Source organism: Streptomyces sp. CB03238, from assembly GCF_002099185.1.
GTDB lineage: Bacteria > Actinomycetota > Actinomycetes > Streptomycetales > Streptomycetaceae > Streptomyces.
Window position 1 is genome coordinate 192,424 of record NZ_NBCN01000003.1, and the last position, 24,130, is coordinate 216,553.

At 71.0% G+C, this 24,130-nt stretch carries 19 protein-coding genes and 1 pseudogene; 8 read left to right on the forward strand and 12 right to left on the reverse strand.

What is annotated here, in order from left to right; all coding sequences use genetic code 11:
* Positions 1–291: 291 nt before the first annotated feature.
* The gene (locus BKD26_RS41170; RefSeq protein ID WP_084896499.1) at positions 292–1,860 is read right to left on the reverse strand and encodes an RICIN domain-containing protein; all 1,569 of its coding nucleotides are present in this window, start codon (positions 1,858–1,860) and stop codon (positions 292–294) included.
* Positions 1,861–2,540: 680 nt separating this feature from the next.
* On the reverse strand, positions 2,541–2,837 hold the full coding sequence (locus BKD26_RS05880; RefSeq protein WP_084896501.1) for a helix-turn-helix domain-containing protein: 297 nt from the start codon (positions 2,835–2,837) through the stop codon (positions 2,541–2,543).
* 335 nt (positions 2,838–3,172) lie between these two features.
* Here BKD26_RS05880 and BKD26_RS05890 point away from each other — a divergent pair, with 335 nt between their 5' ends.
* Together BKD26_RS05890 and BKD26_RS05895 are read left to right on the forward strand one after the other, a co-directional pair.
* Positions 3,173–3,484: an EthD family reductase gene (locus BKD26_RS05890; RefSeq protein WP_084896503.1), complete on the forward strand. Its 312-nt coding sequence runs from the start codon at positions 3,173–3,175 to the stop codon at positions 3,482–3,484.
* Positions 3,485–3,594: 110 nt separating this feature from the next.
* Positions 3,595–4,467, forward strand: coding sequence for a PhzF family phenazine biosynthesis isomerase (locus BKD26_RS05895; RefSeq protein WP_084896505.1), 873 nt, complete (start codon positions 3,595–3,597; stop codon positions 4,465–4,467).
* A gap of 529 nt (positions 4,468–4,996) precedes the next feature.
* Here BKD26_RS05895 and BKD26_RS39695 read toward each other — a convergent pair.
* The 4 genes from BKD26_RS39695 to BKD26_RS40130 form a co-directional block, all read right to left on the reverse strand.
* Entirely contained in the window at positions 4,997–5,317 is a 321-nt protein-coding gene (locus BKD26_RS39695) for a glycoside hydrolase family 92 protein (protein WP_143662615.1), read from the reverse strand.
* Positions 5,298–5,870: a hypothetical protein gene (locus BKD26_RS39700; RefSeq protein ID WP_143662616.1), complete on the reverse strand. Its 573-nt coding sequence runs from the start codon at positions 5,868–5,870 to the stop codon at positions 5,298–5,300. The genes BKD26_RS39695 and BKD26_RS39700 overlap by 20 nt, the downstream gene beginning before the upstream one ends.
* Before the next feature lie 952 nt (positions 5,871–6,822).
* Positions 6,823–7,233: a glycoside hydrolase family 16 protein gene (locus BKD26_RS05915; protein ID WP_179166433.1), complete on the reverse strand. Its 411-nt coding sequence runs from the start codon at positions 7,231–7,233 to the stop codon at positions 6,823–6,825.
* On the reverse strand, positions 7,230–7,553 hold the full coding sequence (locus BKD26_RS40130; RefSeq protein ID WP_179166434.1) for a hypothetical protein: 324 nt from the start codon (positions 7,551–7,553) through the stop codon (positions 7,230–7,232). The genes BKD26_RS05915 and BKD26_RS40130 overlap by 4 nt, the downstream gene beginning before the upstream one ends.
* 812 nt (positions 7,554–8,365) lie before the next feature.
* Between BKD26_RS40130 and BKD26_RS05925 the strand changes: the two are divergent.
* From BKD26_RS05925 to BKD26_RS05940, 4 genes and pseudogenes are all read left to right on the forward strand, one after another.
* A pseudogene (locus BKD26_RS05925) lies at positions 8,366–10,752 on the forward strand (ricin-type beta-trefoil lectin domain protein).
* 17 nt (positions 10,753–10,769) lie between these two features.
* Positions 10,770–12,548, forward strand: coding sequence for a lectin (locus BKD26_RS05930; RefSeq protein WP_084896515.1), 1,779 nt, complete (start codon positions 10,770–10,772; stop codon positions 12,546–12,548).
* Positions 12,549–12,992: 444 nt separating this feature from the next.
* On the forward strand, positions 12,993–13,301 hold the full coding sequence (locus BKD26_RS41175; protein ID WP_241518556.1) for a hypothetical protein: 309 nt from the start codon (positions 12,993–12,995) through the stop codon (positions 13,299–13,301).
* 732 nt (positions 13,302–14,033) lie between these two features.
* Positions 14,034–15,392, forward strand: coding sequence for an MFS transporter (locus tag BKD26_RS05940; protein WP_084896986.1), 1,359 nt, complete (start codon positions 14,034–14,036; stop codon positions 15,390–15,392).
* A 51-nt stretch (positions 15,393–15,443) separates the two neighbouring features.
* Here the strand turns inward: BKD26_RS05940 and BKD26_RS05945 are convergent, their stop codons facing one another.
* The 6 genes from BKD26_RS05945 to BKD26_RS05970 all read right to left on the reverse strand — a co-directional run bounded on the left by BKD26_RS05945 (position 15,444) and on the right by BKD26_RS05970 (position 21,991).
* A complete protein-coding gene (locus tag BKD26_RS05945) occupies positions 15,444–17,372 on the reverse strand; it encodes a GAF domain-containing protein (protein WP_084896987.1) in 1,929 nt (642 codons plus the stop codon).
* Positions 17,373–17,446: 74 nt separating this feature from the next.
* The gene (locus BKD26_RS05950; RefSeq protein ID WP_084896517.1) at positions 17,447–18,235 is read right to left on the reverse strand and encodes a 3-hydroxybutyrate dehydrogenase; all 789 of its coding nucleotides are present in this window, start codon (positions 18,233–18,235) and stop codon (positions 17,447–17,449) included.
* Between the two features lie 60 nt (positions 18,236–18,295).
* Complete coding sequence (locus BKD26_RS05955) at positions 18,296–18,772, reverse strand: NUDIX domain-containing protein (RefSeq protein WP_084896519.1); 477 nt, start codon at positions 18,770–18,772, stop codon at positions 18,296–18,298.
* Between the two features lie 9 nt (positions 18,773–18,781).
* Positions 18,782–20,383 carry an apolipoprotein N-acyltransferase gene (gene lnt / locus BKD26_RS05960; RefSeq protein ID WP_084896521.1) on the reverse strand — a complete coding sequence of 534 codons (1,602 nt, stop codon included), beginning with the start codon at positions 20,381–20,383 and terminating at the stop codon, positions 18,782–18,784.
* Between the two features lie 128 nt (positions 20,384–20,511).
* A complete protein-coding gene (locus tag BKD26_RS05965; protein WP_241518557.1) occupies positions 20,512–21,144 on the reverse strand; it encodes a hypothetical protein in 633 nt (210 codons plus the stop codon).
* Positions 21,145–21,205: 61 nt separating this feature from the next.
* Complete coding sequence (locus tag BKD26_RS05970; RefSeq protein ID WP_084896523.1) at positions 21,206–21,991, reverse strand: aspartate/glutamate racemase family protein; 786 nt, start codon at positions 21,989–21,991, stop codon at positions 21,206–21,208.
* Between the two features lie 58 nt (positions 21,992–22,049).
* On the opposite strand from BKD26_RS05970, the gene BKD26_RS05975 reads away from it, so the two are divergent.
* Positions 22,050–23,243, forward strand: coding sequence for a glycosyltransferase (locus BKD26_RS05975; protein ID WP_084896525.1), 1,194 nt, complete (start codon positions 22,050–22,052; stop codon positions 23,241–23,243).
* 413 nt (positions 23,244–23,656) lie between these two features.
* Positions 23,657–24,130: a DUF6643 family protein gene (locus tag BKD26_RS05980; protein ID WP_073755774.1), complete on the forward strand. Its 474-nt coding sequence runs from the start codon at positions 23,657–23,659 to the stop codon at positions 24,128–24,130.

Sequence of the window (24,130 nt, forward strand, 5' to 3'; positions counted from 1 at the left end):
AAAACCCCGGTGCTGTTCGAGCCACCTGATGACCCGGCCCCACGCCTGGCGTACGTCTTCTGCCTCGTGTGTCGGGCTCCCGAGGCGGGCTTCCCACCGCGGGCGTCGTCGGCGGCGCGGGGCCGGCTGAGGTGGGGGTTACCGCTTGCCGGGGCGTCGGCCTGGGCCAGGGGACTCCTCAGCGCCTCCTGGCCACCTGGGGCCATGGCCTGCTCCGTCTGTCACCTACCGGCCCCGTCCGCCCCATGACGGCGCTTTGGCACGGCTCTGACAAACCCCGCGGTTTCCGAGCTAGGAGGGGTACGTCCAGCGCTGGTTGGCGGCTCCGGTACAGTCCCAGATCTGGACTCGGGTGCCGTCGGCCGTGCCGTTGTCGGCCACGTCCAGGCACTTGCCCGACTGGGGGTTGACCAGCGATCCGTTGCCCTGCGTGGACCAGGTCTGCGCGCCGGTGCCGTTGCAGGTCCACAGTTGTACGGCGGTACCGTTAACGGTGCCGCCCGACCGCACGTCCAGGCACTTGTCAAAGGCGCGCAGGGTGCCGTCGCCGCCGAGCGTCCAGCGCTGGACGCCCGTGCCGTTGCACGTCCAGATTTGGATTTTGGTTCCGTCGGCCGTATTGCTCGCGCTGACGTCCAGACACTTGCCGGTCGCCGCGCTGACGACCGGGCCCACCCGGGTTCCACCGGATCCTCCGGGGATGGAGACGCCGAAGTCCTGCTGCGCCTTCTCGAAGCCCGCGAAGCCCAGGCCCGAACCGCCCGCGCGGGTGGTGGTGCCGCGTGCGGTCACGGTGCCGTCGCCGTGATCCAGGTAGACCGGGCCACCACTGTCGCCGGGCCGTGCGGCGGTCTGGCCGTCCATCTGCCGCGCCTCCCACAGCCGCTGGGAATCGGTGTACTCGTACTGCACCTGGAAGTTGCAGACCGGGCCGCCCACCGCATTGGCGCTGGTATTGCCCGAGTGGCACAGCCGCTCACCGATGAACGGAGCGCCGCCGCCGGTGACCGTGCGCTGCTGGGAACTGCCGCCGCCACCCACGTAGATGCGGTTGCTGACGGAGCCGGTGGGGATGATCATCACATCGAAGTTGTTGTCGTCCGCCCCCCCGTTGCCGATGAACTCGCCGGCGCCGTCGGTGAAGCGGTGGCCGCTCTCGCCGCAGTGCCCGGCGGTCAGCACCGCTTGCACGCCTCCCGGGGTGGTGACGCCGAAGCCGGAGGTGCAGCCTGCCCCGATGCTCGTGTTGACGATTTCGGCCCCGCCCGACCACGGCGGGCTGTCGTTGCCACGGGAGACCGGTCGCAGCCGCTCCTCGACGCTCACGGTCGCCGGTACACCCGTATCGGGCAGGCGGGTGTCGGCGGGCACCGGATCGGCCGCGTCGAACTTCACGATGAGGCCGGAGCCGTCGGGTTCGGCCTTGATGCCGTGGAAGCGGGGATCGGTGTGCAGTGCGTGCTCGATTTTCGCCGAGGCGGCCCGTAGTTCGAGGATCGTGAATTTCGCGTCGGCCACCCGGACGGGGGCCGCTCGGTTCGCCCGCCCGACGGCTGTGGCGACCTGGCGGGGCAGGGCTTCTTGCCCGCCCTTCCACCACACCGTCACGGACTTCGTCCCGATGACGATCGACGCCAGGCCCTTGGCGCCGCTTTTCTCGACCGCCGAGCGCACGAGGGTGGCGGCGTCCACCAGCGGGCGCTGGTCCGGTGTCCGTGGCGGTTCCACGGCGGCGGACCGGCCCGGCAGCCGGGTTTCGGCCTGGGCTGCGAAGACGGGCCCGGCCACCAGGCACGCGACTGTGGCAGCCGCGCCGAGGATCATCGACCCCCGGCGCGGGTGGGGTAAGGACATACTCATCGATTTCGCTCCTCGCTCGGGGATGCTCAGGATGCGGATCTCGGGAGAGCGGGCGGATCGTGGGCGCACAGGCACAACAGCACCGAAACGATGCGCTCCGCGTCATGTCCGTCGGACCTCGTCATCGACGTGCACACGCCTCGGGTACGACGGACGGGGAGTGGCGTGCGGCCACCGTCCAGGACGGTTGCGGGCAGCCATTTGCCATGTACCCTTCATGTGGTTTCTAACGATGCAATGACCAGGTGTCAACGGCTGCGGTCCAGACTTTTCCGACCGGGGCGTCGGCAACCGGACCGCGCAGCCCGTACCCGGTGGCCACGGCCTTGCCACCGAGAACCGCACGTTCACAGGGCGAAGTAATCGGTGTAGTGCGGGGCACGGCTGCCGCCGAGCGCGTCCTCGCCGGTGATGTCCTTGAGCCCGATGTACACGTTGCGCAGGGCGCTGCCGAGAATGGGGTGTGATCCAGATACGCGCCAAACCCGCCACGGGATGATCTTGGAAGGTTGAGAGCTCCGTCCGTCACCCGATTGGCCCTGCCTCGTTGGTGGTGACGTTGGGCTGTCGTCCTCTGCGCGGCGACGAGACAGCGACCGAGGGATTTTCACAGGCCGCGTGAGCCCGTGTCCCGAGTCGGCGTCCGTCAGATCACCGCTCCACCTGGTCGGGCGTGATCTTCACGTCTCCGTGGGCTCCTGATCGTTGTGTTCTTGCTCCTGCGCCCAGGTGACCGCCCATTCGTCGAGCGGACGGAGGGCATGACGGAGTGCTGTCCCCAGCCGAGTCAGCTCGTAGCCATCGGCCGAGGGGGCGATGATCCCGCTCGATGCGAGTTCGCGGAGCCGCTGGTAGAGGACGCTGGATGATAGCCCTTCGCACCGTGCCAGCAGCGCGCGGGCGCCGAGCGGACCCTCACGCAGTTCCCAGAGAATTCGCAGCGCCCACCGACGGCCGAACAGGTCCATCGCGGCCATGAGGGGACGGCCGGTCGTCGATCCACGAACCGGTGTTCCTGGGCGCGGTGTCGGCATGACCCTCCTTGCGTTTCGTTATTCGAAACACTAGCATCCACCCAGCGTTTCTGATTTCGAAACGAACTCGACGGGAGAGCCGATGTCGCGGATAGCCCTGCTGGAACCGCCGTGCACCGACCAGGACGGCGCACTGCTCGCGCGCATGATGCCCGGGGACGCCCCGCCGATCGGGCTGTTCCGGATGTTCGCCAGAAACCTCCCGATGGCTGGCGCCATGCACGGGTGGGGTCGCTACGAGTTGGGCAGCCGGCTGACGTCTCTGGACGGAGGCCGTCATGCATAAGCTTGTTGTCCTGTATTCCGAGCCCGCCGACCCTGACCACTTCCGCGACTACTACGTGACCAACCACCTTCCGCTGGTCACGAATTGGCCCGGCCCGCTTGCGTGGCGCTACAGCTTCGACGTGGCGGCGCTCGAGGGAGAAGCGCCGTATTTCGCGGTCTTCGAAGCCGACTTCGCTGACGCCGCCGCCATGGACGCGGCGCTGGCGTCGCCGCACGGCCAGCGGCTGGCCGCCGATGTCGCCAACTACGCCACCGGCGGTGCGGTCATCATCCACTATCCGGTACAGGACGGCACCGGCTGAGGCAGGCCGGTACGCTCCGGGACGCGTTCGGTCGGCCGCTTAAGGCCAGGTCCGGCTAGCGGCGGACGCCGTTGGCGGTTGCCGGTTCGTTGAGCGTCAAAGGTGGGCCGATGTCCTGGCCGGATGTCACGGTGGTTGATGCGTGCGTGCGGCGCGACGGCCGGGGCGGTAGCCCCACGGCCGTCACCGACGACGACCTGGCGGCGACGGACGCGGACCGGCGTGCGGTCGCTGCTGCGGTCGGCACCTCGCACGCGGCGTTCCTCGGCCCGGGGCGGACGCCGGACGGTGGCTGGCCGGTCCGGTTCTTCACCGCCACCGCCGAACTGTCCGGCTGCGGCCACGGCACCGTTGCCGCGCAGGCCGTCCGGTTGACCCGCACCGCGCTGGGCGAGCTGAACGACCGCCAACACACCGGCGGGCGCACGTTCGACACCGTCGCGATCCGCCGCCCCGCCGGCATCGAGGTGTGGTTCGACCAGGGCCTCGTCGCGCTGCGTCACCCGGCACCGGACGAGCGCGCCGCGATCGTCGCCGCACTCGGGCTCACCGCGGACGATCCGCATCCGACCGACGCGCCACGGGTCGCCGCGCCCGGCGCACCACGCATGCTGGTACCGGTCCACGACCGGTCGGCGCTGCTCCGAGTCTGCCCACACCTCGGCAGGCTGACATCGGCGTGCCGGCGGTACGGGCTCCTCGGCTGTTTCGTGTACGTACCGCCGGTGGGCGACCGACCGGGTGCGGCGCGGATGTTCGCGCCGGCGATCGGTGTCGACGAGGACGTCGCCAACGCCAACAGCACCGGCTGCCTGGCCGCCCACCTGCTCGACACGACAGGGGCGCAGACGGTCGCGATCGAGGTGGAGCAGGGTGACACCCTCGGTCGACCGGCCAGCGTGCTCGCTTCGGCCCGACGCGGGCCGGCGGGCATCACGACCCGGGTCGGCGGGTTAGCGGTGGTCCGCGACTCTCACAAATGACCATCTCTACGAGTTCTGCGAACGCCCCCTCGGCGATCACGTTTCCGCAGGTCGCCGTTCGCAAAAAACCTCTCAAAACCAGGGCGTTCTGAGAATCGGTTCTGAGAGGGTGATCGCGTGGATCTCACCATCGTCAGGCCGCGAATGCGGTAAACGCCACGACTGCCTCAAATGCGATGCTCCGGCCGGAAGTCCTTGCCGCACCCGTGGCGGCAAGACCGCGACGAAGTACCACACCGCCCGCTTCATCCTCGTTCCCGCGCTCCGCGAAGAGCTCGATGTCGCCGTGCCCGACGACCGCGGCCCGGGCCGGCCCTGGGTGCCTGGCCCGCGCATCGAGCCCGCCGAGCAGGCGCCGGCCGCGGCCGCTATCCGGATCGGATACGCCCGCTGCTCCACCGCCCAGCAGGAGCTGCAGTGGCACCCCTGTGCCCGAGATCGCGAAGAAGCTCACCATCAAGACCGGCAAGAACGCTGGCCAGCACCCCTCCGTCGCCTCGCTCTACCGCGCGCTCGCCGAAGCCGACGACTAGAACAAGATCATCCCATGGCGGGTTCGGAGCGTATCTGGGTCACACCCCAGAATGGTCCGCTCCGCGTCGGTGCCACCGTCGACCGCGACCCGACCGAGCACGTCGCGCCACTCGGCGCGGGCCCGCGCCAGCGCCACGTCGAAGGTGCGGGCCGCACGGTTCGCGTGGCGGCGTGCGCCCACCACCGAGGCCAGGGACATGCCGGTGTGTGCGGACACCCGCGCGCCGGCCGGGAAGGTCAGCGTGATGCCCGCCCGGTGACCGGACCCGAGGGCGAGGCCGCGTCCGCCCGGTGTGTCAGGCTGCTGTCCACCCACGTCGCCGTCGCCGTGAAGGCCGTGTCGAACCGCGCGCTGAAGTACACCGTGCAGTGACCGCTGTTCCAGCCTCCCGCGAACTCGACCAGGCCCTCCGCCCGGTCATCGCCCACTGCTCGGGCCTCGATTTCTGCGGGCGCTGCTGCCACGACTGGGCGGTACCGAAGTCGACCGCGCTGGTCACGTCCAACTGCAGCTGTGCCGCGCGGGATGCCGGATAGGTGAAACGGGCATGACCGGTCATCCGCTCGGCGGTCAGTTCGGCCCGAACGCCGGAGGCGGTGAGCGTACCGGCGTAGAAACCGGCCTCACCGGTCTCGTCCGCGCACGGCGCGGTCGCGGGCTCGGCCCGCGCCTCGCCGGTGTAGGGCAGGAGGCGCAGATTGCCCCACATGCCACCGCCGGTGCCGCTGGCCTTCGTCTGGCTGAAGCCGAGGACGGGTCCGCCGGTGCGGTAGCCGTGCGGGGCGGCGCCCTCCATGTCGGGGCCGAGCTGGGCGAAACCGAAGGGGACCTGGGCACCGGGAAAGACGGTGACCCTCGCCGTCGGCACCGAGGAAGGTGTCGGCGGGGAGAACGTCACGGCGGACGGCTGTGCTTGCGGGAGAAGCGGAGGGGCCGGACGGCACCGAGGACGCGGCGGCCCGCGGTGGGCCGGAGAAGACGGCGGTCCCTGCCACAGCGGTGGCAGCCGCGACGAACGCGCGTCGCGAGGGAGGGGTGGCCGGGCTTGGTGCGGTCATGCGGGTTCCTCCAGGATGTCGGTGGTCGGGCGGGATCGGACGGGAGGGCCGTCGGCCGGAGTCGGTGCCGGTACGGCGCCGGGCGCGAGTGGTGCCGGCGCCGGACGGCTCGGTGCACTCCGGGCGGAACTGCGGGCCATGGACGCATGGGCCTATGACCGGATACGGGTGCGGAGCGACGGGTGGGCGGTACGGCGGGGGTAGGCATGCGACGGCCTCTCCTCGCCATCATGACAACGTTCTCACCTCGTTCGGGCGTCAGCCTCGTTCCGGCTCACGATGGGGGCCGCGCCTCGGCGGTCGAGGTGCGCAGTTCGAGTTCCGCCATGTTGCAGTGCCCCCCCGAGACGGACCCGTGTAGCGGTAGTACCGGTAGGGCTTGTCGTTCGCGATGAATACGGTTTGCCAATTCCCGGGCCACACCGCGTACCTGAGGTGTGCAGCGTGGTCCAGGGCCCGCCGGGGCCGTCCGCGGCCTGTACCTGTCCGCCGACGGTCCGGTTGACGTCGGCGTTCGCGCGGGGCCAGAAGCGGAGCTGGTCGACGGTGGTCGGCGCTCCGGCGTCCATACCCGCGTAGCAACCGTCGCCGTGCGCGGCGTCGTAGGCCGTGGCCGTGTCGCCGTCGAAGAGCGCGGCGGGCCCCGCCGTCTCGGAGGTGCCCGGGGTGCCGAAGACGCCGGCGGTCTCCGCCTTCGCGGGGAGTGGCACGTTGTGCACCGGGTTGCCGTCCGACCGCTGCCACACCCGCACGTAGTCCACATCAGTGGTGGTCGTGGACGGCGTACTGCTGTCCGGGCCGGATGTCCACCCGCTCCTGCCCCAGATCTCGGCCGACAGCAGCAAGGTGCATGGGCTCGGACGCCACGCCTTCGGGGTGGCGGGAGCGGGTGACTTCCCGGCCGTCGACGTACCAGATCAGTTGGCCGGGCTGCCAGTCGACGCCGATGGTGTGCCAGCCGCCGTCCGCCAGCGCGGCATTCACGAAGTCCTGGCTGTTGCTGGTGTTGCCGCCTTCGGGGCGGGCCCAGTGGTGGGTGGCGTGGCCGAGGTCGGGGCGGTCGCCGAGGTACTCGATCGCGTCGATCTCGGGCGGCCACTGGTCGTCGGAGGGGGCCGCCCAGAAGGCGCTGTACGCGCCGTTGCCGGGCGCGAACCGCATCCGCGCTTTCATGTGACCGTACGTGAAGTCGAACTTGGCCGGCTTGTCGGCGCGGCGTTGCCGATCCGTCCGGTGGTGACCATGCCACTGGTCCACTCGTACGTCTTGTCTCCGACGGTGTGCTGTTCGCGTACGGCCTTCATGTGCAGAGCCCCGTCACTGACCGAGACATTGCGGTCCAGCACCCATGATTGCTGCGGGTTGGCCCCGTTCGTGCAGCCGTCCTGTTCGCTGGATGCCCAGAACCAGCAGGTGACCCAGGTAATAGAGGCACACGCCGAGAGCCTGCGCCGGGTCAGGGACCGGGACCCCAGGGGCGCGGCCGCTGCCATGAGGGCCCACCTGGAACAGACTGAGCGTGATCTCCGCGCCGCGCTCCGGCTCGAGTGAGGCCCGGTCCGGCTCAAGCTCCCATCGGTGACCCCGCCGGTGGACGGCGGCGACTGCGGCACCGACGGCGCGCAATGCCGCTGCCGACGTCGTAGCCGGCGGCACGGGGCGAGTAGTTGGCGGGAGCCGAACCGCCCCCCAGGAGAGGCGTTCTCACCTGGTGATCCGGGCTCACCCCGTGCCACCCTCGTCCAGCTGCTCGCCGTTGGCCTGAACTACCGTGCTGCCGCGGCCCGGTCGCGTCATCTCGTGTACCACAAGCGTGACCTTCGCCGCCGGTGAGCGGTACTCGCGGGCCGAGGCCGACATGCGGGCGCACCCGAGAGGGGACCTCCATCGGCACGGCCGTTGCCGTGGACCTCGCGAGAGGCAGCACCTGCCGTGCGGAGCCGGGGTGGCGTACGGCCCGGGTGGCCACGTGCGGTGCGGAGCGCTGGGACGAGCTGGAAGCGTGCGAGGTATTGAGCCTACGACCGGACGCCCGCGTCGGCTTGGCGTCGCCTGCCCTCCACTGTGCGTCGGAAAGGTCCATCCACGGGTCCGACCGGAACTTTGCACACACCGGTGACAAAGTATGGACGCTCCGAGGAGAAGTCCTTACTGTGTCCGATGCGACGATGTGAGCCTCATGCCTCCCCGTTCGCACCTCTCCGTATCCGGGGCGACGGCGCGCTCCGGCAGCGATGGATTTCCCACTTGCCCGATCGAGTTCCTCAATCCTGAGGGACCGACAGGAGGACACGTGTATCCACGGCTGCACCCGCGCCGGCTGGGCAGACGCCTGGCCGGAGCGCTCATCGCCTCGTTACTGACTCTCGGGCTGTCGTCGTCTCCGGCCGCCGCGGACGACCCGGCCGCCGCCGATCTCCCTCCCCAGGTACCCGGTGTCACCCTGCGCGTCTTCGACGTGCAGGTACCGCTGAGCGAGATCTGCACCCTGAAGGCGGGACAGACGCCGAACGTCGACAAGCTGATGCCGGTGATCGACTGGTCCTCGGCCGCCGACTTCGGGCTGGAGTCCCAGTTCGTCTCGCACGTCATCGGCAATCTCAGCGCCCCCACCGCCGGGAGCTATTCCTTCCGGATCACCAGCGACGACGGTTCCCGTCTGTGGATCGACGACCAACTGGTCATCAACCACGACGGTCTGCACGGCCCCGAGCCGAAGGACGGCACGGTCCAGCTCACGGCCGGTTACCACTCCCTGCGCATCGAGCACTTCGAGCGCGACGGCGGTCAACAACTCACGCTGGCCTGGAAACCGCCGGGCGCCTCCGGCTTCAGCGTCGTACCGAACTCCGCGCTCAGCACAGACGCCGATGTCGTACGCGTGACGTCGCCGGGCCGCAAGGAGTGCGAGGGAGGCGCGGACTCGCCGGGTGACGGCCTGCCGCTCACCGGCGTGCACCCGAATTACACCCTGACCAACCTCCGGCCGAACGGCTTCGAGCCGCAGGTCTCCGCGATGGACTGGCTGCCCGACGGCCGCCTCGCCGTGGCCACCTGGGGCGGCAGCAACAACACGGCCGGTGAGGTCTACCTGCTGGGCAACGTCACGGGGAGCACCGGCCCGGACAAGGTGACGGTCAAGAAGGTGGCCGGGAACCTGAAGGAACCGATGGGCATCAAGTACGCCGACGGCAAACTGTACGTCTCGCAGAAGCACGAGCTGACCGAACTCAACGACACCAACGGCGACGAGGTCACCGACCAGTACCGCAGGGTCGCGGCGTGGCCGTTCGGCGGCAACTTCCACGAGTTCGCCTTCGGACTGCTCCACCGCGACGGGTACTTCTACCTCAACCTGTCGGTCTCCATCAACTACGGCGGCGCGACGACGGATCCGCAGCCCGCGGCGAACCGGGGCACCACGATCAAGGTGAACAAGGCGACCGGAGAGGTCTCGTACATCGCCGGAGGCCTGCGCACCCCCAACGGCATCGGATGGGGACCCGAGGGCGACATCTTCGTAACCGACAACCAGGGCGGCTGGCTGCCCTCGTCGAAGCTGGTGCACATCAAGCAGGACCGGTTCTTCAATCACTACACCAACCCGGACGGGCCCTTCGACTCCCGGCCGGTGACCAAACCGGTGCTGTGGCTGCCCCAGAACGAAATAGCCAACTCCCCCAGCACACCGCTGCAGTTGAAGGACGGTCCCTTCGCCGGACAGATGCTGTTCGGCGACGTGACGTACGGCGGCATCCAGCGCGGGTTCCTGGAGAAGGTGGGCGGCGAGTACCAAGGGGCCGTCTTCCGCCTCACGCAGGGGCTGGAGGCCGGAGTCACCCGGATCAGCGTCGGCCCGGACGGCGCACTCTACGCCGGCGGGCTGGGCGCGGGCGGCAACTGGGGCCAGGAAGGCAAGCTCACCCACGGCCTGCAGAAGCTGACGCCGAACGGCACCAACGCCTTCGACATCCGCGTTATGCGCGCCGTACCGGGCGGTTTCGCGCTGGAGTACACCCAGCCGTTGTCGACGGAAACGGCTGCCAACCTGGCCGGGCGCTACAAGATCAAGCAATGCGTTACGTACCGACCGCCGGCTACGGCGGCCCCAAGGTCGACGAGGAGACTCTCACGGCGCAGTCCGCCACTCTCTCCGCCGACCGCAAGACGGTCACCCTGGCGATCCCGGGGCTCAAGGCCGACCGGGTCGTCCACGTGCGCTCGCCCCGCTCCTTCACCTCGGCCGACGGTGCGCAATTGTGGAGCACCGAGGCGTGGTACACGCTCAACCAGCTACCCGGCGTGACGTCCCGCCAGGGTGAGGTGAAGGGAGTCAACGGCAAGTGCCTGGACGTCGACAACTCCCAGACCGCCGACGGCACGAAGATCCAGCTGTGGACCTGCAACGGCACCGGCGCCCAGACCTGGACCCTCCCCGGCGACGGAACCGTACGGGCCCTGAGTAAGTGCCTGGACGTTTCCAACGGGGGCAGCGCCGACGGCACCAAGGTCCAACTGTGGACCTGCAACGGCACCAGCGCCCAGACCTGGCAGCCCCAGGCCGACGGCACGCTGCGCAACCCGCAGTCCGGCAAATGCCTCGACGCATCCGGCGGCACCTGGAACGACGGCACGCCCGCCCACCTGTGGACCTGCCACACCGGCCCCAACCAGAAATGGACCCTTCCGTAGAAAGGAGGCGACGGTACATGCGCAACCGACTCAAAGCGACCGTCGGCCTGTTCATCGGCGCCGCGCTGTGCGTGGCACCCCAAGCCCTGGCCCTGCCCAGTCCGGCGGCCCATCCGCTCGCCACCGCACAAGCGGAGACGGCCGGGCACCCGGCGGCCGGCCCGGCGGCCGATCCGGCCTACAAAATCCTCGTGTTCTCGAAGACGGCGGGCTTCCGCCACTCCTCGATCGACAACGGCCTGGCGGCACTCAGGGACCTCGGCACGGCCCATGACTTCACCGTGGACGCGACCGAGAACGCCCAGGCCTTCACCACCGGCAACCTCACCCAGTACAAGGCGGTCGTCTTCCTGTCGACCACGGGTGACGTGCTGGACGGTGCCCAGCAGACGGCGTTCGAGCAGTACGTCAAGGGCGGCGGCGGATACGTCGGCATCCACGCCGCGGCCGACACGGAGTACGACTGGCCCTTCTACGAGGGGCTGGCGGGCGCTCTCTTCCACTCCCACCCGGCCGTTCAGTCCGCCACCGTCGAGGTCGAGGACCGGGCCCACGACTCCACCGCCCATCTGGGCAGCGCCTGGCAGCGGACCGACGAGTGGTACAACTACCGCTCCAACCCGCGTGCCACCGCCCACGTGCTGGCCTCCCTCGACGAGACCAGCTACTCGGGCGGCTCCATGTCCGGCGACCACCCGATCGCCTGGTGCAAGGACTACCAGGGCGGCCGGGCCTTCTACACCGGCGGCGGCCACACCGACGAGTCCTACGGTGAACCCGCCTTCCGCCGGCATCTGCTCGGCGGCATCCGCTGGGCCGCCGGGATGACCAAAGCCGACTGCCGCCCCGAGACCGGCTACACGGCCCTGTTCGACGGTTCCGGCACCACCGGCTGGAAACAGGCGGGCCCCGGCGGGTTCACTCTCGCCGACGGTACGCTCACCTCGCACGGCGGGCTGGGCATGCTGTGGTACTCCGCCAAGGAGTTCACCGGCGACTACTCGCTCAAACTCGACTGGAAGCTGGACGGCGACGACAACTCCGGTGTCTTCGTCGGTTTCCCGGCCTCCGACGACCCGTGGTCGGCGGTGAACAACGGCTACGAGATCCAGATCGACGCCACCGACGATCCCGCACGCACCACCGGAGCGGTCTACGGGTTCAAGTCCGCAGACATCACCGCGCGCGACGCGGCGCTGAACCCGCCTGGCGAGTGGAACACCTACGAGCTGCGCGTCACCGGGGAGCGGTTGGAGATCTTCCTCAACGGGCGCAAGATCAACGACTTCACCAACACGGACCCGGTGCGCAGTCTCCGGCAGGGGCACATCGGTATCCAGAACCACGGCGACGGAGACACGGCGGCGTTCCGCAACATCCGGATCAAGGAGTCGGGTGGGACCCAGCCGGGTCCGCGGTCCGGTGAGGTGAAGGGGGTGAACGGCAAGTGCCTGGACGTCGACAACTCCCAGACAGCCGACGGTACGAAGGTCCAGCTGTGGACCTGCAACGGCACCGGCGCCCAGAAGTGGACCCTCCCCGGCGACGGAACCGTACGGGCCCTCGGCAAGTGCCTCGACGTCTCGGGCGGCGGCACCGCCGACGGCACCAAGGTCCAGCTGTGGACCTGCAACGGCACCGGCGCCCAGAAGTGGACGCACCAGCCCGACGGCACGCTGCGCAACCCGCAGTCCGGCAAGTGCCTCGACGCATCCGGCGGCACCTGGAACGACGGCACGCCCGTCCACCTGTGGACCTGCCACACCGGGCCCAACCAGAAATGGACCCTTCCGTGACAGGACGCGGCGGAACCGGAGAGGCCGAACCGAGCCGAACCGCCCGCCAGTCGGCCGCTCGCGTTCCCAAGTGCGCAGATCCCCGCCCCCGACCCGAACGCATCTCCAAGCCCTTCCGGACGGCTGACAGCGACGCCCAGTAACCCACCGCGTGACAGAAGCCCCGCCCGAAACATTGCCGGCGGGGCTTCGTCGTCTCACGCCGCTCTCACACGGCTCTGGTTTCACTCGCCCGCTCACCGCGGCCGCGGCCTGCTTACCCGCGCCACCCTCGCCGCAGATCAGCACGACGGGGTCGGGGATGAGGAGCCGTTCCGCGGCATCCGCCATCATCCCCGGCGATCGTTCCGGATGGGTGAGGCCTTCATCATTGGGCCTTCGTCGCGAACGCTGCCGCGGTGGCCATGCGGTTGGAGGATGTCGCTCGGGAGGCGGGGATCTCGCGTGTGGGCGGCAGTCCTCCCGCTGCTGCCGGTGCCGGCCTGGTTTCAGGGCCTCGCGGGCGGTGCCCGCGGACTTCCCCGCCTGGGCCGGGTCTATGCCTTCTTCCGCCGGTGGCGCGAGCACGGGCTGATCGCGGAGTCCCACGACCGGCTGCGTGGCATGGACGACAAGACCTTTCGCCGACGGCTCGATGAACGGGAGCCGGTGGTCGCCGAGCGACTGCCCTACTCCCTCGAGCTCAAGCAGAACGCCGACGCCCGAGGAACCGTGCGTCTGCAGTGCCGGCAGCCGGCCCGTCCCCTTCGGTGAACTGTCCACGTCGAGAACGCCTCCGCCCAACGCGGCCAACCACCTCTGGCCCGCCTCAAACCGTGGTCCGGCTGGCAGATCGCCGATCCCGGGCCGGCCATCCATCGGCTCGCCCCACCGCCCAGCTTCCCGACAGCGAGTGGATGGATCCTCCCGGCGAGAACGTACTGCCGACCGTCTGCGTGGCATCCGCGATCAGCATGCCCGCCGACGCGGCCGGAGACCTGCAGACCGCCGCGTTCCGGCAGGACAGCCACTACCTCAGCCTGGCCTGGGAGCGAATCTACAAGCCGATCCGCTCCCACAACGAGGCATCAACGGCCACCTCAAGAGCGCCGGGAATCGGCTTGACCTCTGTCCCCCCCGTAAATGGACACAGAAGATGCGTGTGCCTGTTCTGTGCCGTATGCCGAAGTTCAACGCACCGTAGTCAGCTCCAGGTCAGCACGGGAGGGGTGGGAACAGGTGATGACGTGGGCTTTCAGTCAGCACGGAGCCGGCACGGCACCACCACAATCGTGCCCGAATAGTGCAACTCGGACAGCTCCCTTCGGGGGCCTCGCCGAGGCCCCCGAAGAGGCTCCGGCCGTCGCGCCGCAGGTGCCTCCATGGTGGCCACGCGCACACCGGCGCACAGAACTATGGTGTCCCGCCACATACGCCGCTGACCTGGGCGTTCCTACGGTGTGGCGACACGGAAACGTCCCCACCAACTGTCCGGAAGTGGTGTTCATGGCCGCCCCCGCATCCGTCCCACCAGCGCCGTCGTCGCTCAAGCGCATCGTCGCCGCGAGTCTCATCGGGACCACCATCGAGTGGTACGACTTCTTTCTGTACGGGTCTGCCGCCGCGCTCGTCTTCAACAGGCTCTTCTTTCCCGACTCCGACCCGCTCGTGGGCACGCTGCTGTCCTTTCTGACGTACGCCGTCGGGTTCGCCGCGCGGCCGCTCGGGGCGTTGGTGTTCGGGCATTACGGGGACCGGCTCGGGCGCAAGAAGTTGCTCGTGCTGAGTCTGCTGCTCATGGGCGGGGCGACGTTCGCCATCGGGTTGTTGCCGACGCACGCCACCATCGGGACGGCGGCGCCCGTGCTGCTGACCGTGTTGCGGTTGGTGCAGGGTTTTGCGCTCGGGGGTGAGTGGGGCGGGGCCGTGCTGTTGGTGTCGGAGCACGGGGACGCGCGGAGGCGCGGCTTCTGGGCGTCGTGGCCGCAGACCGGGGCGCCCGCCGGGCAGTTGCTGGCGACCGGGGTGCTGTCCGCGGTCACCGCGCTGCTGTCGGACGCGGCCTTCACCTCGTGGGGATGGCGCATCCCGTTCCTGCTGTCCGGGGTTCTGGTGATCGTCGGCTTGTGGATCCGTCTCTCCGTCGATGAATCGCCCGTCTTCAAGGCTGCGTTGGCCCAGGCCGAGGCGCGCAAGGCGGAAACCGCGCAGGTGGAGAAGATGCCGCTGGTCGCCGTGTTGCGGCACCACTGGCGCGATGTCCTGATCGCGATGGGCGCGCGGATGGCCGAGAACATCAGTTACTACGTCATCACCGCGTTCATCCTGGTGTACGCGACGACGTCGACCGGGCTCAGCAAGCAGACCGCGCTCAACGCCGTACTCATCGCCTCAGCCGTGCACTTCGCGGTCATCCCCGCGTGGGGCGCCCTGTCCGACCGTGTCGGGCGGCGGCCGGTCTATCTGATCGGGGCGGTCGGTGTCGGGGCCTGGATGTTCCCGTTCTTCGCGCTCATCGACTCCAGGAGCTTCGGCAGTCTGCTGCTCGCCGTGACCGTCGGGCTGGTGCTCCACGGAGCGATGTACGCGCCGCAGGCGGCGTTCTTCTCCGAGATGTTCGCGACCAGGATGCGCTACTCGGGCGCCTCCATCGGCGCGCAGTTCTCCTCGGTGGTGGCCGGCGCCCCGGCGCCGCTGATCGCGACCGCGCTGCTGGCCGATCACGGCACCTCGACACCGATCTCCCTGTACGTCATCGCCGCGGCGCTGCTCACCGTGGTCGCGATCGCGTGTGCCCGGGAGACCCGCAACCGCGACCTGGCCGATGTGGCCGAGGACCGGGAGAGGGTCGTGGTGGGGCGCTGAGCCTGTCGGCCTGGAACGGCCGGTCGCCCCTGCCGGGGGCGGCCGGCCGTTTCAGCGTGCGACCGCCGCGGACATCGCGTGCAGCCGCAGCGCGAGCTGGATCTCCAGGGCCCGGGGCGGGGACTGCCAGTCGGGGCCGAGGAGCCGGCCTATGCGTTCCAGGCGCTGCGCCACCGTGTTGACGTGGACGTGCAGTTCGTCCTTCGTACGGACCGGGCTCATCCCGCTCGCGAAGTACGCGTCGAGCGTGCGGACCAGGTCGGTGCCACGACTCCGGTCGTACGCGACGACCTCGCCGATCGTGCGGGTGACGAAGCCGGTGATGTCCCGCGTGTCGGCGAGCAGCAGGCCCAGGAACCCCAGCTCCGAGGCGGCCGCGCCCTCGCCGGGGCGGCCGAGCAGGCGCAGGGCGTCCAGGCAGCGGCGGGCCTCGGCGTACGCCGGGGCTATGGCGCCCGGCCGGGCGGCGGGCGCGTCGACCGGCGAGGAGGCCCCGACGGTGACCGGTTCGCGCAGGGTGCCGCCGAGGTGCTTGGCGGTCTGGCGGGCCAGCTCGGCCGCGGTGTCGCCCGGCCCCAGTGGGAGCAGCAGCACGGTGCCGCCGTCGCGGGCGGAAGCGAGGCCGCGGCGGGTGGCCGCCAGGTGCGAGGCCGCCGACCAGAGGCGCCGCCGGTCGGCGCTCTCCCGCTCGGTGACGTGCGGATCCGGGTGCGGATCGACGTGCGGATCCGGCCTGTCTATGCGGGCGGCCAGCACCACGTGCGGGGCGTCGAAGTCGGCACTGAGGCGGGCGGCGCGCTCCCGCAGCAGCCGCCGGTCCCGCTCGGGCGCGTCCAGCAGGTCGTCCAGCAGCTCCCCCCGTACCCGCTGTTCCGCCTCCCCGGCGGAGCGGCGCGCGAGCAGCAGCAGGGAGGTGACCATCGCGGCCCGCTCCAGGGTGCGCTGGTCGACCGGGTCCAGGTCCGGGTGGCCGCGCAGCACGAGCGCCCCGAGGGCCTCGCCGCCCGCCGACACGGCCGCCACCCACTCGTCGCCGCGCCGCGTCGCGTGGCCGTCGACGCACTCGGCGGGGAGCGGCCCTTCGGTGAACTCCACCGATCCGTCCAGGACTTCCGAGAGGGCCGCCGCCACGTCGTGGACCCCGCCGCCGCGCAGGACCAGCTCGGTGAGCCGGTCGTGCACCTCGGAGGCCCGCTCGATGACGCCGCTGTGGGCGCGGATGATGCCGTTGGCCCGCTCCAGCTCGGCCAGCGCCGACCGGGTCTCCGCGAGCAGGTTGGCGGTGTCGATGGCGACCGCCGCGTGCGCGGCGAACGAGCCGAGCAGCGCGACCTGTTCGCGTTCGAAGACGCGGGCGCGCCGGTCGGCGGCGAAGAGCACACCGATCACCTGGCTGCCCAGCATCAGCGGCACGCCCAGGATCGCCACCAGGCCCTCGTCCCGTACGCCGGAGTCGATGGCGCGCGTGTGCTGGAACCGCTCGTCGTCGAAGTAGCTCTCCGTCACATACGGTCGGGCCGTCTGGGCGACGAGACCGCCGAGCCCCTCCCCCATGCCCAGGCGCAGCTGCTGGAAGCGGGCGGAGACCGAGCCCTCGGTGACCCGCATGTAGGTGTCGCCGGCGGCCGGGTCGTTGAGGCTCAGGTAGGCGACCTCGGTGCCCAGCAGTGAGCGCGCGCGTTGCACGATCGCGCGCAGCACCGCGTCGAGGTCGCGCAGCCCGGCGAGGTCGTGCGCGGTCTCGAAGAGCGCGGACAGCTCGGCCTCGCGGCGCCGGCGGCCCTCCAGCTCGGCGCGGACGCGCAGCGCGAGCTGCTTGGCGTGTTCGAGCGCGGTGAGCACGTCGGGACCGGCGCCGCCGGCCCGGGCGAGCAGCACGGGCCGGTCGTACGCCTCGACGGCCGCCCCACGCGCCAGAAGCCCCAGGTAGGCGGCCGGGTCGGCGCTGGGCTCCGGCTCACGGAGCGGTTCTTCGGACATGGTCACAGGGATACCTGTCGTACGGGTGCTCGCACCAGCCCTGTGGACAACTCGCGGCCCGCCTCGCGGCGCGCTCAGTGCGCGGTCCAGCCGCCGTCGAGGACGAGCGAGGTGCCGGTGATGAACGAGGCGTGCGGGGCGCAGAGGTAGGCGACGGCTTCGGCGACCTCTTCGGGTTCGATGAGCCGCTTGAGCGCCGAGTCCTTCAGCAGGACGTCGGCCAGGACGCGCTCGGGCGGGACGCCGTGGGCCTCCGCCTGGTCCGCGATCTGTGCTTCGACCAGGGGCGTGCGTACATAGCCGGGGTTGACGCAGTTGGCGGTGACGCCGTGGGGTGCGCCTTCGAGGGCGGCGGTTTTGGACAGCCCCTCCAGGCCGTGTTTGGCGGCCACATAGGCGGACTTGTAGGCGGAGGCGCGCAGCCCATGGACGGAGGAGAGGTTGACGATACGCCCCCAGCCTTGCGCGTACATGTGCGGCAACGCGCCCCTGATCAGCCGGAAGGGTGCCTCCAGCATCACGGTGAGGACGGTGTGGAAGACGTCCGGAGGGAACTCCTCGATGGGCCGCACGCATTGCAGTCCGGCGTTGTTGACCAGGATGTCGGTGCCGGCCGCCAGGTGTTCGGCGGCGTCGAGGTCGGTCAGGTCGAGTACGTGGGGTTCGACCGCCCCGGCCAGTGCGGGCGCCGCTTCTGCCAGGGCGTCCAGTCCCGGGGCGTCCCGGTCGACGGCCCTGACCTTCGCCCCGGCGGCCGCGAGCCGCAGCGCGCAGGCGCGGCCGATGCCGCTCGCCGCGCCGGTGACGAGGGCGGTGCGGCCGCCGAGGTCGAGAGGGGTGACGGTGGGGTGGGGTGCGGTCATGCTTCGCACCCTAGGGAGCGCGGACCCCCTGACCGATGTGGCGTGGACCCACACTTTTCCCTAGTCAGGCATGGTGGAGAACCATGTGGGGCCGTCGGTGAGGGCCTGCTTGATCCGGAACCGTTCGCTCTCGCGCAGTGGCGGCAGTGCGTCCAGCGGGAACCAGCCCACCTCCAGCGACTCCTCGTCGTTGACACGCGCCTCCCCGCCGACGGCTCGGCAGCGGAAACAGGTGTCCATGTACTGGCACTGGTCGCCGTTGGCGTACGTGACCGTCGGCAGCGTCTCCACGAGGACCACGCGCTCGACGACGCACTCCACGGCCGTCTCCTCGTACACCTCCCGTACGGCGGTGACGGCCGGCTGCTCCCCCGGCTCGGGGATCCCGCCGATGATCGACCACTTGCCGGTGTCGGCGCGTCTGACCAGGAGGACCCGCCCCTCGTCGTCGAAGACGACGGCGCTGACGCCCGGCAGGAACAACAGCTGGTGTCCGGCGGTGGCCCGTACGGCCCGGATGAAGTCGGGAGTTGCCATGCCCCGACCCTAGGTGGTGGCGGTCCTCCGGCGGCGTGCGGCGGCGCCGAACGCCGCCCAGCCGAGGCCCGCGGCGGCGAGCGCCACAAGCGCCGCCTCGGGGAGGGGGCCCATGCGGGTGGCCGGTGTCAGCGAGGAGCGCAGCGGCACCTCCGCGACCAGGGCGTCGGGGGTGAACATCCGGGACTCCCGCACGATGGTGCCGTCCGGCCGGATGATCGCGCTGACGCCGCTGGTGACGGGTACGACGACGGAACGGCTGTGCTCGACGGCCCGCACCCGGTCCATGGCGAGCTGCTGGTAGGTCATCTCGCTGCGCCCGAAGGTGGCGTTGTTGCTCGGTACGGAGATGAGCCGGGCGCCGTGCGTGACGGTGTCCCGTACGGCCCAGTCGAAGGCCGCCTCGTAACAGGTGGCGAGCCCGACGCGGGTGCCGGCGAGGTCGAAGACGCCCACCTTGTCGCCCGGTCCGAAGTCGCGGCTGACCCGGTCGACGTTCTTGTTGAAGACGCGGACGACGGATCGCATCGGGATGTACTCGCCGAACGGCTGGACGTGCCGTTTGTCGTACGTCGCGACGGGCCCGCGTTCCGGGTCCCACTGGATCAGGGTGTTGCGCAGCGTGCCGGTCTCGGGGGTGAGGACGGCACCGATGACGGTCGGTACGCCGATGGCCCTGACCGCCCTGTCGATGACGCCCCGGGCGTCATCGTTGCGGTAGGGGTCGAGGTCGGAGGAGTTCTCCGGCCACAGGACGAAGTCCGGCTTGGCGACCCTGCCCGCCGCGACGTCGGCGGCGAGCTGCTCGGTGCGGTCGGCGTGGTTGTCGAGGACGGCTCGGCGCTGTGCGTTGAAGTCCAGGCCGAGGCGCGGCACGTTGCCCTGGATGGCGGCGACGGTCGCGGTGCCGTCCTCCGCGGCGTCGGAGACGAGCGGCTGGGCGGCGAGGGCTGCCGTGACCGGCACGAAGAGGGAGAGGGCGGCCGCGGCGAGGGGGCCGCGCGGGAGGGTGCCGGTCGCCCTGTACGTACGGAGGACGCGTACCGCCTCGTACAGGCCGAAGCCGCACAGGGCGACGGCGAAGCCGAGCACGGGCGTGCCGCCCACCGCCGCGAGCGGCAGGAACAGGCCGTCCGCCTGGCCGAAGGCGATCTTGCCCCAGGGGAAACCGCCGAAGGGCACGCGCGCGCGTGCCGCCTCTCCCACGATCCATGCGGCGGCGGCGAACACCGGCCATGCGGGGAGCCGCGACACGGCGGCGACGAGGAGGCAGGCGGCCGCGATGAAGAGCGCCTCGACGGCGGCGAGCGCCAGCCACGGCACCGCCCCGACCTCCTCACCGGTCCACGCCAGGAGGGGCAGGAGGAAGCCGAGGCCGGCGAGGTGGCCGAGGCCGAAGCCCGCCCTCAGCCGCCGGCCGCGCAGGGTCCACCCGAGCAGGGCGAAGCCGGGCACGGCGAGCCACCACAGGGGGCGGGGCGGGAAGCTCAGGTACAGCAGGGCCCCGGACAGCACCGCTGCCGCCGGTCGCACCAACCGCCACGGCAACCGGACCCGCCGCTTCTCAGGCGCGGGGGGAGGGACATCGACGGCGGTCATGGTGGCGCTCACGTGCGGAGTCTACGGCGACCTCCGGTGCGAACGGCAGCGCGGGCGGCCACGGGGGCCCTGGTGGTACGTGTACGCCCGGACGCCTGCCGGTGCCCGGCCCGCTCGTCGTCGTCGGCGGCGGGGGACGGTCAGGGTGGGCCCGGCAAGGACACGCCGTCCGGGCCGGGGTCCTCCGTGTCCGTCAGGATGGCCCACTCCACTGTGGCGGCCGTGCTCCGCTGGAGGCGGAGGAAGTGGTGGATGACGTGGACGGCCGTTTCGGCGCCGTCCACGGTGACCGTGAAGCTCCGCCCGTCGCGCAAGGTGAGCACCACGCCCTCACCTCGGCGGACGACGACCGCCGTGCCCTTGTCGGGCAGCCACCGGTACCCCCAGCCGCCCCACTGGCGCGGGGTGACCAAGGGGGCGTGTTCGGCGCCCACCACGGTGTCGAGCGGGATGCGCCGGCGCGGCACGCCCATGTGGCCGCACCGCACGTCGAGGGCGTGCCGGTCCACCGTGAGCTCGACGTACACGAAGGCGAGCGTCCCGAAGAGCACCAGCAGCCCCGCCGCGACGCAGCCGACCACCGCCATCAGCAGGGCGGCGGTGCCGGAGGTCCACGGCAGGTCCACGGCCAGTTCGATGCCGAGGGCCACACAGGCCGCTCCGGTGGCGGCGAGCACCCACTGGACGCGGTTGGTGGCTCGTCCGGTCCATCTGTCGGGCACCGGCTCTGCGGGAGGTCGCTCGTCGCGGGGCTGGTCGGAGTGGTCCCTCATGAGTAGCAGCGTACTCACGTTCCGCGATCAGGGCCCGCTCGCGCGGAGCCGGACGACCGGCTCAGTGCGTGGGCGCCGCCGCGCCGAGCAGGCGGCCTTCCGCGTACGCCAGGGCCGCCTCCGGCAGCTCCGCCTCGCGGCCGCTGAGCAGCACGGTGAGGCCCGTTACGGGGGCCGCGGCGGGTTCCGGCAGGGCGCCGATACGGCGCAGCGCCTGGGCGGCGACCGCGTCGGCCGAGCCGTGCAGCACCACGGGCGGGCGGCCGGCGGGCTGTACGGCCGTCCGGATGCGTTCGGCGACCAGTTCGTAATGGGTGCAGCCCAGGACGACGGCCCTTACATCGGTGGGGGTGAGCGCGGCGGCCGCGGCGATGGCCCGGTCGATGGCGTCCTCGTCGGCGTACTGGACCGCGTCGGCGAGACCGGGGCAGGGCACCTCGGTGACCATGACGGAGCCCGCGAAGTCCCGGATGAGCCCGCGCTGGTAGGGGCTGCCCGTGGTGGCGGGGGTGGCCCAGATGGCGACGGGCCCGCCGCCGGCCGCGGCCGGCTTGATCGCCGGGACGGTCCCGATGACGGGGATCGCCGGCTCCAGCTCGGCGCGGAGCGTCGGCAGGGTGTGTACGGAGGCGGTGTTGCAGGCCACGATCAGCGCGTCGGGCCGGTGCGCGGCGGCCGCGCGGGCCACGGCGAGGGCGCGTGTGGTGAGGTCGGCGGTCGTGCGGGGACCCCAGGGCATGCCGTCGGGGTCGGAGGAGAGGACGAGAGCCGCGTCCGGCCGCAGCCGACGCACCGCGGCGGCCGCCGCCAGGAGGCCGATTCCGGAGTCCATGAGCGCGATCTTCACCCGGTCACCCTAGCCGACACCCCTTGCAGTCCCGTCATTGTGGGGCAGACTGCGACGAATGAGCGCCATTGCGTGGATCGCCCTGGGGTCGGTGGCCGCCTGGGTGTGGCTGCTGCTGGGGCAGGGTTTCTTCTGGCGTACGGATCAGCGCCTGCCGCGCCGCGCGGACCCGGCCTCGTGGCCGTCGGTCGCCGTGGTGGTGCCGGCCAGGAACGAGGCGGAGGTACTGCCGCTGAGCCTGCCGTCGCTGCTGGCGCAGGACTATCCCGGCCCGGTGGACATCTTCCTGGTGGACGACGGCAGCGAGGACGGTACGGGGGACCTCGCGCGCGCCCTGTCCGTGCGGTACGGCGGGCCGCCGGTGACGGTGGCGTCGCCCGGGGCGCCGGAGCCCGGCTGGACGGGGAAGCTGTGGGCGCTGCGGCACGGAATCGGGCTGGCACGCGCGCGTGGAGAGGGGGAAGGGCCGGGCGGCCCGGAGTATCTGCTGCTGACGGACGCGGACATCGCGCACGAGCCGGACAGTCTGCGGGAGCTGGTCGCCGCGGCCACCGCGAACCGTCTCGACCTGGTCTCGCAGATGGCGCGGCTGCGGGTGGCGACCGCCTGGGAGCGACTGGTCGTTCCCGCGTTCGTGTACTTCTTCGCCACGCTGTACCCGTTCCGCCGGGTCAATACGGCGGGTGCGCGGACGGCGGCCGCCGCGGGCGGGTGCGTGCTGCTGCGTACGGAGATGGCCGACCGGGCGCGCGTTCCGGAGGCGATCCGTCAGGCGGTGATCGACGACGTGTCGCTGGCGCGGGCGGTCCAGCGGGCCGGTGGCCGGATCTGGCTGGGGCTCGCCGACCGGGCGGACAGCGTCCGCCCCTATCCCCGGCTGGCGGATCTGTGGCGGATGGTGGCGCGCACTGCGTACGCCCAGCTGTGGCACAACCCGCTGCTCCTGGCGGGAACGGTGGCGGGGCTGGGGGTGGTGTACCTGGCGCCGCCCGCCGCGCTGGGCGCGGGCCTGTTCATGGGGGACGCAGCGGCCGGTGTGCTGGGCGCGGTGGCGTGGGCGGTGATGACGGGGACGTACATCCCGATGCTCCGCTACTACCGGCAGTCGCTGTGGCAGGCGCTTCTGCTGCCGTTGACGGCGTCCCTCTATTTGTGCATGACGGTCGATTCGGCGGTGCGGCACTACCGGGGCCGCGGGGCGTCCTGGAAGGGCCGCACCTACCCGCGTCCGGAGGTCGCGCCGGACAGGTGACGGGCGGTCAGGAACGGGCGGTCAGATACGGTCGCGCGGTCCGGTGCCAGATTGAGGAGGCCGGCACCTCAGCGCACTTTTCCCGGCACACGGAGTAACGCCGACGCAATTCGACGGTGAGGGCGAGTGAACACCGCGCACGTCCAGCGGAACATTGATCCTCTTTAAGCATGGACATGCCGAGCCTCATCCCCCGCGGGGCGCCCGGGGATTTATGTATACGCCACCTTGCCGACACGCTCCAGCGGGCACGGGGACCTGCCGGTAACCCCCCGTCAGCCTGGCCTTTACACGGACGGTGACCGTTTTTCCCGGGTTCGCTCGTATTGGCGATCCGCGGCCACTCATACCGCGTAAAACAACCTGCTTATCAGCCTCCCCAACCAGCACATCGTGGGCTTAACTTATGTGCCATGACCTCCCCCCGTTCCTACGGCGGCGCTTACTACCACGCGCCGTCGTTCCCGGACACCCCGATCTACGACTCTCTCGTCGCGGAACGGGGCACGCCTCAGATCGCGCCGATCCGAGTGCCCGCCGCGTACGACACCGGCAGCTCCTACCTGCCGGCGCTCCCCGCGGCCCTGCCCGCCCTCCCGGCGGCTCCCTCCCAGCCCATGCCCTCCTATGGCGGCGGCTCGTACGGCTATCCCCAGCAGGCTGCCCCGCAGCCCGCCCCGCTGCAGCACATGCCGGCGCCGTACATCCCGCAGCAGCCGACCGCCGCCCGCGGCGGCTATCCGGGCCCTCAGCCCCCGTATCAGTCGCGGCCGGTTCCGACCGGGTACGAGGCGATGCGCCCGGCGGCGCCGCGTCCCGTTCCGGCGCCCGCGCCCTCCCCGTACGACGACCCGTACAACCGCCCCTACCAGGGCGGGGGGTACTGA

Bases quoted from the DNA above. Each gene is read 5' to 3' on its own strand.
- BKD26_RS41170 (WP_084896499.1), bottom strand. From the start codon at position 1,860: ATGAGTATGTCCTTACCCCACCCGCGCCGGGGGTCGATGATCCTCGGC.
- BKD26_RS05880 (WP_084896501.1), bottom strand. From the start codon at position 2,837: ATGGCCGCGATGGACCTGTTCGGCCGTCGGTGGGCGCTGCGAATTCTC.
- BKD26_RS05890 (WP_084896503.1), top strand. From the start codon at position 3,173: ATGCATAAGCTTGTTGTCCTGTATTCCGAGCCCGCCGACCCTGACCAC.
- BKD26_RS05895 (WP_084896505.1), top strand. From the start codon at position 3,595: ATGTCCTGGCCGGATGTCACGGTGGTTGATGCGTGCGTGCGGCGCGAC.
- BKD26_RS05915 (WP_179166433.1), bottom strand. From the start codon at position 7,233: ATGAAAGCGCGGATGCGGTTCGCGCCCGGCAACGGCGCGTACAGCGCC.
- BKD26_RS40130 (WP_179166434.1), bottom strand. From the start codon at position 7,553: ATGGCAGCGGCCGCGCCCCTGGGGTCCCGGTCCCTGACCCGGCGCAGG.
- BKD26_RS05930 (WP_084896515.1), top strand. From the start codon at position 10,770: ATGCGCAACCGACTCAAAGCGACCGTCGGCCTGTTCATCGGCGCCGCG.
- BKD26_RS05940 (WP_084896986.1), top strand. From the start codon at position 14,034: ATGGCCGCCCCCGCATCCGTCCCACCAGCGCCGTCGTCGCTCAAGCGC.
- BKD26_RS05945 (WP_084896987.1), bottom strand. From the start codon at position 17,372: ATGTCCGAAGAACCGCTCCGTGAGCCGGAGCCCAGCGCCGACCCGGCC.
- BKD26_RS05950 (WP_084896517.1), bottom strand. From the start codon at position 18,235: ATGACCGCACCCCACCCCACCGTCACCCCTCTCGACCTCGGCGGCCGC.
- BKD26_RS05955 (WP_084896519.1), bottom strand. From the start codon at position 18,772: ATGGCAACTCCCGACTTCATCCGGGCCGTACGGGCCACCGCCGGACAC.
- BKD26_RS05965 (WP_241518557.1), bottom strand. From the start codon at position 21,144: ATGAGGGACCACTCCGACCAGCCCCGCGACGAGCGACCTCCCGCAGAG.
- BKD26_RS05975 (WP_084896525.1), top strand. From the start codon at position 22,050: ATGAGCGCCATTGCGTGGATCGCCCTGGGGTCGGTGGCCGCCTGGGTG.
- BKD26_RS05980 (WP_073755774.1), top strand. From the start codon at position 23,657: ATGACCTCCCCCCGTTCCTACGGCGGCGCTTACTACCACGCGCCGTCG.